This is a genomic window from Pseudomonas sp. IT-P44, from assembly GCF_949768225.1.
Taxonomy (GTDB): Bacteria; Pseudomonadota; Gammaproteobacteria; order Pseudomonadales; family Pseudomonadaceae; genus Aquipseudomonas; species Aquipseudomonas migulae.
The window spans coordinates 86,912-101,690 of sequence record NZ_CATKQM010000005.1 but is presented as its reverse complement, the minus strand read 5'-3'; the positions used below and the strand labels follow the sequence as shown (position 1 = coordinate 101,690).

General features: G+C 62.4%; 17 protein-coding genes. All 17 read right to left on the bottom strand.

Going from position 1 to position 14,779, the window contains the following annotated elements:
* Positions 1-3: 3 nt before the first annotated feature.
* The 17 genes from ACM6IO_RS02135 to ACM6IO_RS02055 all read right to left on the bottom strand — a co-directional run bounded on the left by ACM6IO_RS02135 (position 4) and on the right by ACM6IO_RS02055 (position 14,724).
* Positions 4-438: a curli assembly protein CsgF gene (locus ACM6IO_RS02135; protein ID WP_008043342.1), complete on the bottom strand. Its 435-nt coding sequence runs from the start codon at positions 436-438 to the stop codon at positions 4-6.
* A complete protein-coding gene (gene csgE, locus ACM6IO_RS02130) occupies positions 435-824 on the bottom strand; it encodes a curli production assembly/transport protein CsgE (protein WP_008034030.1) in 390 nt (129 codons plus the stop codon). Before csgE ends, ACM6IO_RS02135 begins: the two co-directional genes overlap by 4 nt.
* Positions 821-1,360 (bottom strand): type II secretion system GspH family protein, encoded by a 540-nt coding sequence (locus ACM6IO_RS02125; protein ID WP_223437524.1) that lies wholly within the window; start codon positions 1,358-1,360, stop codon positions 821-823. Before ACM6IO_RS02125 ends, csgE begins: the two co-directional genes overlap by 4 nt.
* Entirely contained in the window at positions 1,335-1,709 is a 375-nt protein-coding gene (locus ACM6IO_RS02120; protein WP_008034019.1) for a type II secretion system protein, read from the bottom strand. The genes ACM6IO_RS02125 and ACM6IO_RS02120 overlap by 26 nt, the downstream gene beginning before the upstream one ends.
* Positions 1,710-1,713: 4 nt before the next feature.
* On the bottom strand, positions 1,714-2,187 hold the full coding sequence (locus ACM6IO_RS02115) for a type II secretion system protein (protein WP_280163580.1): 474 nt from the start codon (positions 2,185-2,187) through the stop codon (positions 1,714-1,716).
* Between the two features lie 2 nt (positions 2,188-2,189).
* On the bottom strand, positions 2,190-4,028 hold the full coding sequence (locus tag ACM6IO_RS02110; RefSeq protein WP_008043349.1) for a secretin N-terminal domain-containing protein: 1,839 nt from the start codon (positions 4,026-4,028) through the stop codon (positions 2,190-2,192).
* Positions 4,025-4,543 carry a hypothetical protein gene (locus tag ACM6IO_RS02105; protein WP_008043350.1) on the bottom strand — a complete coding sequence of 173 codons (519 nt, stop codon included), beginning with the start codon at positions 4,541-4,543 and terminating at the stop codon, positions 4,025-4,027. Before ACM6IO_RS02105 ends, ACM6IO_RS02110 begins: the two co-directional genes overlap by 4 nt.
* On the bottom strand, positions 4,543-5,091 hold the full coding sequence (locus ACM6IO_RS02100) for a GspMb/PilO family protein (protein WP_008043352.1): 549 nt from the start codon (positions 5,089-5,091) through the stop codon (positions 4,543-4,545). The genes ACM6IO_RS02105 and ACM6IO_RS02100 overlap by 1 nt, the downstream gene beginning before the upstream one ends.
* Entirely contained in the window at positions 5,078-5,623 is a 546-nt protein-coding gene (locus ACM6IO_RS02095; RefSeq protein WP_223416606.1) for a PilN domain-containing protein, read from the bottom strand. The genes ACM6IO_RS02100 and ACM6IO_RS02095 overlap by 14 nt, the downstream gene beginning before the upstream one ends.
* Position 5,624: 1 nt before the next feature.
* Positions 5,625-6,428, bottom strand: coding sequence for a hypothetical protein (locus ACM6IO_RS02090; protein ID WP_192418333.1), 804 nt, complete (start codon positions 6,426-6,428; stop codon positions 5,625-5,627).
* A complete protein-coding gene (locus tag ACM6IO_RS02085) occupies positions 6,409-8,115 on the bottom strand; it encodes a GspE/PulE family protein (RefSeq protein ID WP_008034012.1) in 1,707 nt (568 codons plus the stop codon). Before ACM6IO_RS02085 ends, ACM6IO_RS02090 begins: the two co-directional genes overlap by 20 nt.
* 84 nt (positions 8,116-8,199) lie before the next feature.
* Positions 8,200-8,733, bottom strand: a complete 534-nt coding sequence (locus ACM6IO_RS02080) for a response regulator (RefSeq protein WP_008043360.1) — start codon at positions 8,731-8,733, stop codon at positions 8,200-8,202.
* Between the two features lie 222 nt (positions 8,734-8,955).
* On the bottom strand, positions 8,956-9,909 hold the full coding sequence (locus ACM6IO_RS02075) for a peptidylprolyl isomerase (protein ID WP_414910809.1): 954 nt from the start codon (positions 9,907-9,909) through the stop codon (positions 8,956-8,958).
* A 15-nt stretch (positions 9,910-9,924) separates the two neighbouring features.
* Positions 9,925-11,475: an ABC transporter substrate-binding protein gene (locus ACM6IO_RS02070; RefSeq protein WP_207286691.1), complete on the bottom strand. Its 1,551-nt coding sequence runs from the start codon at positions 11,473-11,475 to the stop codon at positions 9,925-9,927.
* Between the two features lie 9 nt (positions 11,476-11,484).
* Positions 11,485-12,105: an SCO family protein gene (locus ACM6IO_RS02065; protein ID WP_414910808.1), complete on the bottom strand. Its 621-nt coding sequence runs from the start codon at positions 12,103-12,105 to the stop codon at positions 11,485-11,487.
* A complete protein-coding gene (locus ACM6IO_RS02060) occupies positions 12,102-12,758 on the bottom strand; it encodes an SCO family protein (RefSeq protein ID WP_414910807.1) in 657 nt (218 codons plus the stop codon). The genes ACM6IO_RS02065 and ACM6IO_RS02060 overlap by 4 nt, the downstream gene beginning before the upstream one ends.
* A 13-nt stretch (positions 12,759-12,771) precedes the next feature.
* Positions 12,772-14,724: a cytochrome D1 domain-containing protein gene (locus ACM6IO_RS02055; RefSeq protein ID WP_414910806.1), complete on the bottom strand. Its 1,953-nt coding sequence runs from the start codon at positions 14,722-14,724 to the stop codon at positions 12,772-12,774.
* Positions 14,725-14,779: the final 55 nt, after the last annotated feature.

Genomic DNA, 14,779 nt, shown 5'->3' with positions numbered 1-14,779 from the left:
CCTTCAAGGGGCCAGGCCGCTCACCTGAATTTCGGAGACTTCACCGGTCGCTCGGTCGGTCACGACGATGGTCAATTGGCCGGAGTCGTCGACCACGTTGACGATAAAAGCGTCGGTGGTCAGGCTCCCGGTGTTGCCCGCGGAAATGTTGTCCAGCAACTGCCCGAGCAACCGCGACTGCAACTGACTGGAGAACCGCTCCAGCGCCGAAGTGCCGGCCGCGGCGGTGCGTTTTTTCAAGTCAGGATCGTCGTAATCGTTTTGCGCCTGGGCGTTGTTGAGCAGCCAGGTCCCGTTCAGCGGGTTGCCGCCAAACGAGGGGTTGATGGGCGTGTAGACCAGTTCGGTGGCCTGGACCAGGCCGCAACTGCCGAGCCCGACCAACCAGATGCCTGCCCTTGAAAACAGGCGGTGCTGCGAGAACGTTGTGGTTTTCATAGTTCGTCCCTCTCAAGGTCCGTTGTGTCCTGCAACAAGGCTTCCAGCTTGCGCTGGACGATCTGCCCGCGGACCCAGTCGGCGGCGTCATAGGCCTCTTCCTTGAGTTCCACGGTGTTCGGCGGCAAAAAACGCCGGTAAACCAGACGCTGCTGATATTCCACAGTGACCAGGGCGCCCCACCGCGCCGAAGGTCGTTCGCGTACCACCAGGTTGAAATCCATCGGGCTGGTGGCGCGCAGGCGTTCACTGAACGAGTAGTAAAAGTCGTGACCGATGTGCGAGATCGTGTCATCGACGATGAACCCCATCATTTCGTCCTCTTCGCCGGCCGTGGCGGCAGCAGACGCCAGCATCAGGATCACGGCCACGCAGAATCGATTCATGGCTGCAACGCTTCGGGCGATTGTGACTGGCCCTTGGCAGGTCCCGATGTGCCCTCGAGAAAGGCTTTCTCGGCCACGAACTGCCAGTCCTTGTAACTCGCCATACCGGCAAAATCCGACCACTGAGAGGGGAAGTCCGCCTGCTTGAGCGGCGTGTCCGTGGAGGCGCTGTTGAGGCCGGTGATTCGGCCGTCGAAACCGCGCATCAGGCTCCATTCGCCGCCGCCGATCGGGTCCGGATACAGCTGCCGGATATGGTGTTTTGGGCTGGGAAAACGCTCGTCCTGCAACAGGTCTACCAGCTCCTTCGGGTATTGCGCCAAGCCTGGTGAACTGCGGTAGTAGCTGCGCAATGCCTGGGCGTATTGCGTGCCGACCCAGAGCAACTGGCGCTCACGATCACGGCGCGAGAGGGTCGACCACAACTCGCCGGCAGTGGCCAGGCCCATGCCCATCAGCATGATCAGGAACAGCACGCCCAGGTAAGTGAAACCGCCCTCGTTCGAAGGTTTACCACTCGGAATAGAGGCTGCCATCACGCGCCCTCCCTGTCGCCCCGCTTTTGATATCGGCAACGCCACCCGGTACGCCGTCCGGTGGTGCGACCATGACCCAGAGGTCCTTGCGTTCGGCAATCGGGTCCATCGGCGGGTTGCGCAGGTAGCGTTGTTCCACCAGTTGCTCAAGGGAATCGGGATAACGCCCGGTGTCGCCGTAGTAGTGATCCAGGGCTTCGCGCATCACCGAGAGGCTCTGGCGCAGCGTGGTCTCTTTCGAGGCCTCTAGGCTGTTGAAATAACGTGGCAAGGCGATGGTCATCAGGGTTGCGATGATTGCCATGACCACCATCAGTTCCAGCAAGGTAAACCCCTTTTCCCGACGCATAAGCTCACCACTCCCGGTAGGCGATGCCGTTAAGCCCTTTGCCCCGCGCCTGGGAATAAACGTCAAAGACGTCTTGGCCCTCACGCGGGTTTTGAGCCGTGCTGTCATAGGAGCGCAAACCCCAGCCGCCGTCGTCGTCACGCTTGACCGGCTTCAGCGGGTCATGGGGCACGCGCCGCAGAAAATAGAACTTGGCCCCCTTGGCGCTGCGCACATCGCGCACCCCCTCCACCAACACTTTCAGGTTCGGCGGATAGCCGCTGCTGTTCAGGGACTTCTCGATGTAACCGGCGTCGAATGCGCGTTTGTACGCGTCGATGGCATCGCGAATCTGGTACAGCGCGGTGCGCAGTTCCTGCTCTTTGCCCCGGCGCACCACGGTCTCGGTCAGCGGTGCGGCCATGCCGGCCAGCAAGCCGATCAGGGCCAGCGTCACCACGACTTCGATCAGGGTAAAACCGCGTTGCGAGGCGTTCATGATCAAGGCTTCTCGATAAACACTTGAGTGGTTGAAGCCGCCACTGGCCGATCGATGTGCTCGTTCTGAATGGGCGGTTCCATCTGCCGGTCCGGTGCCTGAATGCGCATGCTGGTTTCGGTGCCGGTCGGGAATTCCATGTCCGACGGACTCTGGTACGGCAGGTTGCGCACGATCCGTGGCGTGATCGACAGCACCAGTTCCGATTTGCTGACGTTGTCCTTGTTGCTGCCAAACAACCGACCCAGGCCAGGAATGTCGCCAAGCCCCGGGATCTTGTTGCCGGTGGCGCCATGGTCGTTGCGCATCAGGCCGGCGAGAATCTGGGTTTCGCCGTCATGCAGGCGCAGGGTGGTCTGGGCGTTACGGGTATCGACCTGCACCGGAATCGTGCCCTGGCGGGTCGGTTCCAGTGGCGTGGCGTTACTCACTTCCAGCGCTATCTTGATCGCCACTTCGTTGTTCAGGTGCACGGTCGGCTGCACTTCCAGCTTCAGACCGACGTCCAGGTAGGTGACGCTTTCGGTGATCACCGGACCTTGGGTGGACGGCACCGACGTGGCGCTGATGATCGGCACGCGCTGACCAATGTGGATGCGCGCCTGCTCGCGGTTGCTGACACGAATCACCGGGCTGGCCAGGGTGTTGATGTCGTTGTCCTGGGCATTGATCTTGGCTTGCGGCGAAGGCGAGATGGTGATCCGGCTGGAGTCGATGCCTTTCAATTGATCGAGAATCTGCACCGGCGAACCGTCGCCGTTGACCACGCCGAAGGTGTTCGGCCATTGCAGGCCGAGGTCGAGAATCCGTTGGGTGGCGACCTCCATCACCTCCACTTCCAGCACCACTTCGGGGTTGGACTGGTCTTGCGATTGCAGGAGTTTTTCCGCCATGCGGATCGCGTCTTCGGAGTCGCGCATGGTCAGGGTGTTGAGGCGCTCATCGACAAACACGTCGCGGGTCTTGAGCATGGTTTTGATCATGTTCAGCGCGGTGTTGGCATCGATGCTGGTCAGGTAGAAGGTGCGCATCACCAGCTCCTGGTAATCCTTGAGCTTTTGCGGTGAGTCCGGGTAGATCAGCAAGGTGTTTTCGTTCACCACTTTCTGATGCAACTGGTTCTGTTGCAGCAGCAGTTCCACGGCGTCTTCGATGCGCACGTCACGCACGAAGATCGTGGCTTTCATGTCCGGGCGCAGGTCCTTGTCGAAGATGAAGTTCAACCCGGCGACCTGGGACAGCACCTCGAAAATGGTTTTCAGGTTGGCGTCGCGAAACTCCAGGGTCACGGGCCGTTCCAGGCGTGTGCGCAGTTGTGGGTACTGGATGACGTTGCGGCTCTGGACCAGACGGATGTTGCTTTGCAGTTCCAGGGCGCCTTCATTTTTCGGGTCCAGTTCGAGGATCTGTTTGACCTGACGGTCGGCCCCGTAGATGTCGCCGCGACGCAAGTCGCCACGGGCCAGCTCGAGCTTTTCATCGAGGCTGCGCATGTAGTCGAGCTGGCGCATTGCATCCTGGGCGCGCCGGTTGTTCGGCTCGATGGTCAGCACCCGGTTGTAGCTGACGCGCGCGGCGGCGAAGTCCCGGTGCGAACGGTCGGTGTCAGCCTCGGTCAACAGCGCGGTAATCGCCTTGGCGTGGGCGGAGTTGCGGGCCAGGTGCAGTTCGGTATTTCGAGGGTTTTCCCGCAGCCCTTCTTCAATACGCGCCAGGCCGGCCTCGTATTGTCCCTGCTCGATCAGCTCGGACGCTTCCTTGTTGGCGACCTGGGCAGAACTGCACGCCACCAGCCCGGCACACGCACAGCAAAAGCTCATCAGCAAACGGGATCTATTCATGGCGTGCTCCCCATAGACAAGGTCTGGGACAAATGCAAAGGCAGGTAGACGAAGCTCAGTTCCACATCGGAAATGCCCACGATCCGCCAGGTTTCGTCGATCACATCCCCTTTGCGTACGACGTATATTTTTTCTCCGCTCAACAAAAACACTTGCTGGTCTGAACGATCATCCATGCGCCCGATAAACTGGAAAGGCATTGGCGGTGCACTGGGGACGGTCACCACCGGGGTCACGTTGACGGGTTGTTCGGTGACGCTGGCGAGCGTCGGTTCAGCCTTCCAGCTGCGGGCGGCGAACAGGTCGCCCGCCGGGCTCAAGTCCTTGATCACAGCGGCTTTGCCGGTGGCTGGCGCGGCAGGCAGGGCACCGCGGGTTTTGCTGTTGGCCGCCGTGGCCACGACGGTGACGGCCGCCTCGCCGTCGTCCGCCGACATCCAGTAATCAGGCAACCAGGCCAGCCCCGCCGCTACGCCGAAGAACCCCACCCACCCCGCTACGCGTTTGGTATTCATCATGACCTCGACAGGTAGAGGGTCATGCGGATCCGCCCGGTCAGGTCGGTGTCGGCGATCTTTTTACGCTGGAACTCCACGTCCTCCACCACCACCGCCGGCAACTGACCGAGCAAGGCATGCAGGAAGCGCCGCAGTTGCGGGTAGCTGCCACGCACCGGCAGCAGAATCTGATAGCGCGCCAGATGGGTCTTGGGGTCGATGCCCAGGGCATATTCACCGCGTGCCAGGGTGATGTGTTCCTGGGCCGCCAACGCGTAGATCTTGTCGATGGCCACCGTGGCTTGCGGCTGCGAAGGCAGCTTGCTGCGGAAGTCGTCGAGCTGACGTTGTGGCACCACCGGCGCGGCGACGCTGCCGTCTTCAACCCTGGCCAGGTATTCACTGGCTTCGCGGGTCTGTTGGCTGAGCTGTTGCAGCGACTGCCAGTCCGGCATCAAGCCCGCCAGGCCATAGACCGATGCCAACGCCAGCAGCGCCATCCCTGCCAGACCGGGAATGCCCAGGCCTTGCAGGTATTCGTGGACGATCAGTCTAGGGATTTGCATCGCCAATCTCCCAGGTAGCCGACAGGTTGAATTGCACCGGGTGCTCGGGCACGTTGGCCACGATTTCGTGGCTCAGCAGCGACACATCGGACAGTTCGTCGCTGGCCTCCAGGTTGCGGTGGAAGTCGAGCATGGCGTCGAGGTCTTTCGCCTCGGCGCTGATCCGCACCTGGCCTTTGCGCGCGTCGGGGGTCAGGGTCAGCAAGGCGATATCGCCCCGGGGCATGGCTTCGAGCATGGCGAACAGGCGCTCCCACGGCCGGCGCAGTTGCTGCGAGACCTTGCGCATCTCGGCGAGGTTTTGTGCCTGCTCGCGGATTTGCGCCGGGGTCAGGCTGACCTTGCCGCCATCGTCGCCGGTGAGGACACGCTGGGCGGTTTGCAGATGACCCTGTTGTTGCGCGGTCTGATCACTGAGGTGTTGCTGAACCAGCACGCAAATCAGGCTCAACACCACGCCCACGGCCAGCAGGCTCCAGCCCAGAGGGCCCGAGCGGCGGCGCGGCTGAAAGTCGAGCATCAGGGCGCGCATGTCAGGCCACCGCCCGGGACATGACGTACAAGCCATCGCGTACGGTTGTCCGGTCTTCTTCAAGGGTGCGCAAGTGCACGCCGGGAATGTCGGGTTGCACATCGATACGCGCGGGCGCATGCAGGTAAACGTTCAGTGGCCGCTCGCTGGTGGAGGCCTGCAATTGGCTTTCACGACCGATCAACGCGGTCAGTGCGGCGTCGCTGTCGCCGGTGCCCACCGAACGCACCGAGGCCCAGCGGCCTTCCCGGGCCAGCAGCAATACGCTGCGTACCGGCTCGGCGACCACGAACAGGAAGTCGCCGGTTTCGAGGCTTTTATCGAAGTGGTTGAACGCCGTCATCAGGTACGGCTGCACCGAACGCAGGCGCAGGCCCCGGGCGCTGACCAGGGTGCGCAGACGCGTCAGCAAATCCTGCGGCAGTGCGCTGGCGACCCGGTCGTAGCCGGCCGGTTCCGGCGAGAGCACCAGGCTCCAGGGTTGCGTCGGCACGCCGTAAAGGTCTTCGAAGCACAGCCGGGCAAACCCGAGTAATTCGTCAGGGCTGCTGATCTGTTCGCTCCAGGGCACCAGACAGAAACGGCTGAAGTGCCCGGAAATCACCACGCTCAACTCGGCACCGGCGTGGGTGTGATCGGCCAGCAGATGATCGAGGGTGTCCAGCGCCACCGCCCAGGCGTGGAAGCCTTCGTCGATAAAACCGACGCTGCCCAGCCACAGGGTTTCACTGCCACGACGCTGGCCGAGGCCGACCCCACTGGCGCCGAGCACGGCGATAAAACGATCACGAGACAAAAGTGACACGATTGATCTCCTCGAGCGTGGTGCGCCCTTCCTGAACCAGTTCCAGCGCCGACTCGCGCAGCAAGCGCAAGCCTCGTTTGCACGCATGGGTTTTGATTTTCGAAATCGGTTGGCGCTCGACGATCATCTGCCGCAACTCGTCGTCCAGGTGCAGCAGCTCGGCGATCGCCGTGCGCCCGCGATAACCGGTGCCCCGGCAATGCCCGCAGCCCTTGCCGTGAACGAAGTGGAAGTGATCGACGTTGTGGGGGTCGAGACCCGAAGCGAGCAATTCGTCATCGGTCGGGGTGCACGGCGCGCTGCAACTGGTGCAAACCAGGCGGATCAAGCGCTGCGCCAGCACGGCATTGAGCGCCGAGACGAGGCTGTAGGGATCGATTTCCATCTGGGTGAACCGGCCGATGACATCGAACACGTTGTTGGCGTGGATCGTGGTGAACACCAGGTGACCGGTGAGCGCCGATTGCACGGCGATCTGCGCGGTGTCGGGGTCACGGATTTCACCGACCATGATCTTGTCCGGGTCATGACGCAGGATCGAGCGCAAGCCACGAGCGAAGGTCAGGCCTTTCTTTTCATTCACAGGGATTTGCAGCACGCCCGGCAACTGATATTCCACCGGGTCTTCAATGGTGATGATCTTGTCCACGCCGTGGTTGATCTCGGTGATCATCGCGTACAGCGTGGTGGTCTTGCCGCTGCCGGTGGGGCCGGTCACCAGCACCATGCCGTAGGGTTCGGCCGCCAGCCTGCGCAGTTGGCGCAAGGTTTCGTCTTCAAAGCCCAGGGCCTGCAACTGCACGCCGCAGACCTTGTCCGCCAGGTCCTGTTTGTCGAGCACCCGCAGCACCGCGTCTTCACCGAAGATGCTCGGCATGATCGAGACCCGGAAGTCGATCTGCCGGCCACTGATGCCGATCTTGAAGCGACCGTCCTGAGGCACGCGCTTCTCGCCGATGTCCAGTTCGGCCATGACCTTGACCCTGGAAATCACCTGCTCGGCGAACTCGCTGCCCTGGATCTTGCTGATGTTGTTGAGCACGCCGTCGATGCGGTACTTGATCACCAGGCCGCTGCCGGTGGTGCCCAAATGGATATCGCTGGCGTGCATTTTCAAGGCGTCGTACAGGGTCGAGTTGACCAGTTTGACGACGACGCTGGCGTCTTCGCTGATGCTGGTCAGAGACAGGCTTTGCAGGGTGTCGGTTTCGATGTTGGCATCGGCCTGGGCGTTGAGCGATTCCACCGCATGGAAGCTCTCTTCGTGACGTGCCAGATAGGCTTTCAGGTCGTCGGCATGCACCAGGTACAGCGGCGCGCCGTGCAGGCAGTCATCGATCCAGGCCAGGCGCGACGTGTCGAACGGATCGGCGAACACGCCGATGATCTCCTCGTCGTGGCGCAACAGAATGAATTCGCGCTTGAGGCATTGGGCCAGGGTGACCCTGTCGAATACGGGAGTGGACTTGAACAGGTTGTCGGTGTCGAGCACCGGATAATGCAGGGTGGCGCCGAGGCACTGGATGAAGGGCATGGGGGCCAGTTCGCACAACACCCCGAGGGCTTCGAGCATCCGCTCGCCGGAACTGGCGGCCAGTGATCGGGCCTGGGCCAATTGCTCACTGGAAAAGCGCGACGGTACGGATTCCAACTGCGCCGGTTCGACGGCAAGGGATAGACGGTCCATGGCTTGCTCTCCAACGCCGGGGGCTTTGAGCCCTGTCGACGCGGCGAGCAATTACGGCGGTTACCGCAACGGCTGGTCGCGCCACTACTCCCCGGTGAGCAATTGTTCGTCGTCTGGTGCCTTGGACGTCGAGGGATTGCGTCGACGATCCGCCAGCACCCAACTGCCGTCGTACAACTGCAGCGGGAAACTCTCGGTCCTGCTCTGGCGTCGTTCGACAAACCCCTCGGATGTGCGCGCGCCTGCTTTGGGTTCGCGCTCCATCCCCAGAAGGTCACAGACTGCACGGGCCAGTTCCGCCATTGGAAACGGTTTGAACAGGATATGGCTGACTCCCACCTGCCGGGCCCGCTCACAGACTTCAGCGGTCGGGTGCCCGGTAATCAGCACAAAATGACAGTTCCTGTTCCGGCGGATGGCATCGAGCACCTCAAAGCCTTCCATATCGGGCAAGCGGTAATCGAACACCATCACATCGGGTGCAAACTGCTCGGCTTCGCCGATAGCCGCCGCACCGTCATGTGCAACCCGGACGTCCAGTGCTTGCGCCTCAAGGTAATCCTTGAGGTTTTGTGCAAGAAGCTGTTCGTCATCGACAACCAGTACTTTGTTTAACAAGGTGGACTCCTTGAAACCGCAGGCCCGAGTTCCGAACCTGGCAGAGTGCTCGCCTTACCGAGGCTAACGCACACTTCATGCCAGGCTGGGTGCCGGGTGTTTCACCACTGTATGTGTTTGATTTTCATAAAAAAGCCTTTCCGCCCAAATACACCGCCCCCCAAAGGCGGGGGCGCACACGGAATTGCCCTGAAGCTTTTCCCCACTATTGGGGGGGAACCTTCATTCATCGTCAATTCGTTCGATTCGATTACGCGATCGCAGTTGCGCCAAAACCTGCAGGCGAACCTGAGCCTGTTGCTGTCGGTCGAGGTACGCCCTGACCATCTCAAGCCCTTGCACCTCTGTGACATCGGTCACCTCCCTGTGGTTCTGCACCTGGATCAAGTGCCAGCCCAGTGCCGTGCGAACCGGCTCACTCACCGCGCCCGGTGCCAGGGCAAAGGCTGCCGCTTCAAACGCTGGCAGCATGCGGCCACGTGGAAAATAGCCCAGATCTCCGCCCTCACTCGCCGAGGCATCTTCGGACCCCGTCCGGGCCACGCTGGCGAAGTCCGCGCCCTGGCGGATTGTCGCCTGCATGTGCACCAAGCGTAGCCGCGCCGCTTCGACTGTGGCGGCATCGGCGTCCTGGGCAACCTTGATCAGGATGTGCCGTGCCTGCACCGCTTCGGGCTGGCTCATCTGCGCGCGGTGTTCTTCATAGAACGCGCGGACCTGTTTTTCGTCCGGCCCCTCGACGCTGGTCAGCTCGGCAAAGACCTGCTGAGCCGCGAGTTCACGGCGGGTGTATTCAACAAAACCGGCCTCGTCGAAACCTGCGTCTTCCAGGCGCCGAGCGAATTTCTCGGCACCGCCAATGGCCTGCCGGGTCTGTTCAACCTGGCGTTGCACGGTGGCATCGCTGATCACCACCCCACGCTTGACCGCTTCCTGCCACAGCAACTCGCGATCGATCAATGCGTCCAGCGCCTTTTGCCGAAGTTGCTTGTACGCCTTGGGATTACGAATGCTGCCCAGCGCCCGGCCCTGGTCCTCCAGGTACTCGGCAAAATAGCGTTCGAGGCGGAACTGGGAAATCTCCTCGCCATTGACCCGCGCTGCGACCGGGCCGTTGCTGGCGAACGCCACCGGCAGCCACAGCGTCAGCAGGGTCAACAGAGTCTTGAGCGTCATGATCGAGGCCTCCGGTCAGGGTTTCGCGGTAATGGGCTTGTAAGGGGCGACCAGGTAGAAGCGCTGGTCGGGCAAATCCACGGTGACGATATGCGCGCCGCTCAAGCCCAGTCGCTGGCCCGGCCCGAAGTTGAGGCGTGGGGTCAGCCCGGTGTCGAAGTCATGCAGGCCTTCCAGCGCATAGATCAGCTTCTCGCGGCTGGCGTCGCGCCCGGCCTGCTTCATGCCTTCGCTGAGCAACAGCATCGAACTGAACGCGCCGACTTGCAGCACCGCGTGCTGGCCACCGAGCCCCTGCTGTTCGCGCAACTGGATCAGGGCCAGGCGCCCGGCCAGGGTCCAGTCGCTGGGCACGAACGGATAGGACAAAAACAACCGCCGGGAAAAACCACTGGGCACTCGCAAAAGGTCACCCGCCACCTGATTCGCCATGGCGAACAGGTAAGGAACCTGCCCCGCCCTCTGCAACCTTTCGGCGAGCAGGCTGAAATCGCTACCGCAGCCCAGGTAAAACAATGAGCGCGAGCCCAGCGGCAGTTGGTCCTTTACCGGGTCGTAGGCCTGCAGGCTGACATTTTGCCAGGCGTGATCTTGCAAATACTGACGCAGGGTATGAGCCGCCAGTCGTTGACCGGGATCGTCCGTGTAGGTAATCAGCGTCGGGCCCTGGAGCACGCGCAAACTCCCGGTGGCGTAATCGGCCAGGGCGATCAGTTGCTCGCGCACCCCGGGCATCGGTTCAAAAATCTGTCGACTGCTCTGCGCCGTACCCTGCAACGAGAGCGGACCGATCAACGGAATGCCCGCCTGCTCCAGACGCGAAACCAGTTGCGTGTCGAGTGCCGGCGCCAATGGCGCGATCAGGGCAAACACCTGCTCCTGATAGATCAACTGATCCAGCGCCCGCCCGGCACTGACAGGGTCCGGCCCCGGGTCGAGGATCGTCAGGCGCACCTGCCGGCCATGAATCCCCCCCGCCTTGTTGATTCGCGCCACGCTGCCTTTGAGTACCGCTGCCACCGTCGCGCCCTCCTCCGCCAACGGTCCCTGACTCGGCAACAACGTGCCCAGGTGCAGGCTGTCAGGCGTCAGGCCGGGGTCGCGCTCATCGGCCAGGCGTTTGAGGTAGGCCGTGAGGTTGCGCTGATCCTTCATCGATAACACGAACCGCGGCATCGCCGGGTCGAGGCGATTGTTGGCGGAATCGCGCCCCTCCTGAATCGCCCGCGCCAGGGTGCCGTCGGTGTACGCCGGGTAGTTGCGGCCATTGACGTGCCGTTGGCCATAGGTGCTGGTCAGCCGCGACCAGCTCAGATCGGGTGGACGCACCCCGCCCTCGGGCCGGCCCAGGCCATCGGTGCCGTGGCAGTTGGCGCACGGCAGGCTGGTGGCCGGCAGCAACATGCCCGTCGCCCCGATACGCGCCATGATCGGTTCACCGCTGCCCGACACACCCTCGCGGTACAGCCGTTTGCCGGCACTTTCGTCAGGGTTCAAGGGCAACGTATCGGCAGCGCAATGAAGATTGCCGATCAGGAACAGGCCGAGGATCAGGGAGATTTTCATGGTGCGGGCTCAGCGACCGGCCACGGGCATTGTCAGCAATTGCAAGCGCTGGGCAATGGCGGCGGCCGGGGCATCGGGGCGGATTTTGCTCCAGCGTTTGTTGGCCACGTCACCCACAATCAGTTGCGTTGAATGTTGCTCGGGAGTCGGCACGATCTGGCCGATGCGCCCCAGCACCAGATCCATTTGCGCCTTGTCGCCAGTGAGAAAAAGCCAGTGGGGGCCATTGACGCCCTGCTTCAAGGTGTAAGCCTTGAGTACCGCCGGGGTATCCCGCAGCGGATCACTGGTAAGGGAGATAAAGGTAATGCCGTCTGCTTTATCGCCCAGCAACTCACGCACTTCCTTGAGCTTGCGAGTGATCAGCGGGCAGGCATCCGTGCAACTGGTGAAAATCACGTTCAGCAGCACCACGCGGTTATGCAGCGCGTCGCTGTAAAAGTGCAGGGTCTCGCCGTTCTGGTCCTGCAACGGCGTGTCGGTGAACCAGGTTTTCGCATCGCGCGTGCCGCTCGCCGGTTGTGCGGTGGCCACGACGGGAGCGGGTTCTTCGTGCCCTTCGTGAGCGAAGGCCAACGAGCTGAAAATCCAGAAGCACAGGCTCAACGCAACCCAGTCGATGACTCTCATGGTTGCTGCTCCATGGCAATGGCAGTGTGTTTGGCGTGGCTGTTGCGCTGGCCGCTGAGTTTCTCCACTTCACGGGTCAGTACGGTCGGGTCGGTGAAACCGTAATAGCGCGTCCAGTGGCGGCTGTTGCCGTCACCGACGAGGATCAGCGGCTGGTGGTTCTTGAAGTCGCCGCTGAACGTGCCGAGGCCTTTGAGGGTGGCGTCGATCGATTGCGCACTGCCGGTCAGCCAGCTCCAGCCCGGACCGTTCTGGAAGCTGCGGGCGTAGGCGTTCAGGCGTTTGGCGTCATCACGCTGCGGGTCGATGCTGATCGAGACCAGTTGCACCTCGGTGCCCACCCGCGCGCCCAGCTGTTTCTGCACTTTGCCCATGATCGACGACACCACCGGGCACACCGTGGTGCAACTGGTGTAAATGAAGCTCATGACCACGATTTTGTTGGTCACCAGATCCTTCTCCAGACGCACCGGTTTGCCGTTCTGGTCCACCAGCGCGACGTCGGCGAACTTGACCTGGGCGCTTTCCGAACGGGCGCCTTTGGCCGGCATGTCGTGCCCGGCGTGCTCATCCGCCGAGTGCGCCAGGGCTTGCCCCACGCCGATGGTCAACAGGCAGAACGTCAGCAGTCCACGGTGTGCGAATCGGTTCATGTCAATTTCCTCTTCAACGGGCATCGCCGGGCAGGACCCGAACGCTGGCAAAGGTCTTGTCATCGAAATTCGCGCCAAGGGACGCCGCACGCACGTGCAGGTACCAGGCGCCGTTCTGGTCGAGCGTCACTGGGGCTTCGTAGATTCCGTTGCCGACCTCAAGGGCCGCGACCTCCCGGGCCCGCGAAGTCGGGGCGCGGAAGTAGCGCACCTGCACGTCTTTCACGCCGCTGCGCTGGGCTTTCTGTTGGCCCTCAACGATGCGAAAGCGCACGGTGTACGGGCTGCCGAGGGCCGCGGTGGCGTTGTCGAGCAGGAATTCGACTTTCGGTACGCCGGGGTGTCGGCTGAGGCGGGTATCCGGTTCAACCAGCGTCGTGAAGCAATGGATGATGTTCGGCTGGTTGAGCAGGAACGCTACGTCGAAACGCCCGGCCGGCGGCAGTTTGACCCGCGCGCTGTACAGCCCCGGCTCGACTTCGCGCAGGCTGCGGTCGATGACCATCGCCGCCCGCGCCACTTGCCCGCGATTGGGGTAACCGGACATCGGTGCGTTCATGCCTTCGGCGTAGAAATAGGTGGTGTTGTCCACCGGGTTGACCACAAACACCGCGTTGTCGTCCCGCGATACCGCAAGGCTCGACGCCAGCGGCAAATCGCCGGCCAGCCGTGGCGCCTGGGGCCCGGCTTCGAAACCCTGGCTGATCGGCTGGCGACCTTCGCCGAGCGACGACAGGTTGATCATCGTCACCTTGGGCGACGCCAGCCCGCGCACATAGGCGTAAGCCTTGGTGAACACCAGTTGATACGGTTCGGCGGACACGTCCAGTTCATGGACCAGCGAATCGGTGGCGGTATCGATCACGGCCACCTGGTTTTCCAGGGTGTTGAGAACGATGCCAAATCGACCGTCGGCGCTGAAACCCATCGGGCCCAGGCCCTGTTTCATCTTGATCACCCGGCGCACGTCGAGGCTGGCGGTATCGACCACGGTCACGGTGCCGTCCTTGCCGTCGGCGACATACACCGCCTGGGACAGCGGCGAATACGCCACCGACAAAGGACGCGAGCCGGTCTTGAGTTGCTTGCTGAGGGTCAGGCTGGCGATGTCGATGATGCTCAGCGTGCCGTCGTCGCGGTTGGTGATGAAGGCAAACCGGCTGTCCTTGCTGAAGGCGATTTCGTGATGCCCGGCGCCGGTGGCCAGGTGTTTGAGCGGCTTCAGGCTTTGGCTGTCGATCACGGTGACCCCGGACGCTTCGGCCTTCGGCGCATTGTTGCCGACCCACAGCAGGCGCTCGTCCGGTTGCAACGCTACGCGCACCGGGTGGCTGCCGGCGGCCACCGAGGCGATCAACTTGAATTGCTCGCTGTCGATCACCGCCACTTCGCCGGCGGTGGGCATGGAGATGAATACGCGTTTGTTGTCCTTCGGTGTGACCCAATCCATCGGCGGCCGCTTGAGGTCGATGCGGGCCATGGTGCTGGTGATGCCGCCCACCGAGACCGATGGGTCGACCACGGAGACACTGGCATCACGGTTCATCACCAGCAGGAAATAGCTGTTCAGGTCGAGCAGCGGCCGTGCCCCGATGCTCGATTTCAGGAACACCCCGACCCGGGATTTGCAGCTCCGGTCACGGCCCTGGGCCAGGTCGGCGGCAACGGTTTCCGGGTCCAGCCAGGCACCGGGATTGACGCCGGAAAGGGGTTGGCCCGAAGCGCTGTCACTGACCCGGAAGAGCACGTCGGCAAACTCGCCTTCGCGCAGCACACCGTCCTCGGCCAATGGCTGCATTTGCAGGGTTACGGACACGCCGTCACGCTCCAGCGTCTGACCGCTCCAAGTGTCCGGTAGCGCTATCTCGCTGAGCATGTCGGGCGGAGTCGTGCGCCAGACGCCCAGCCAGATCAGCGCCAGCCCGACAACCAGAGCACAACCGGCAATTGCAGTGGTCCTGTTCATGTCACCTTCTCCCCTTACAGATCTGCGCCTGTCTTGCGGCCGCCATCGCTGGCAA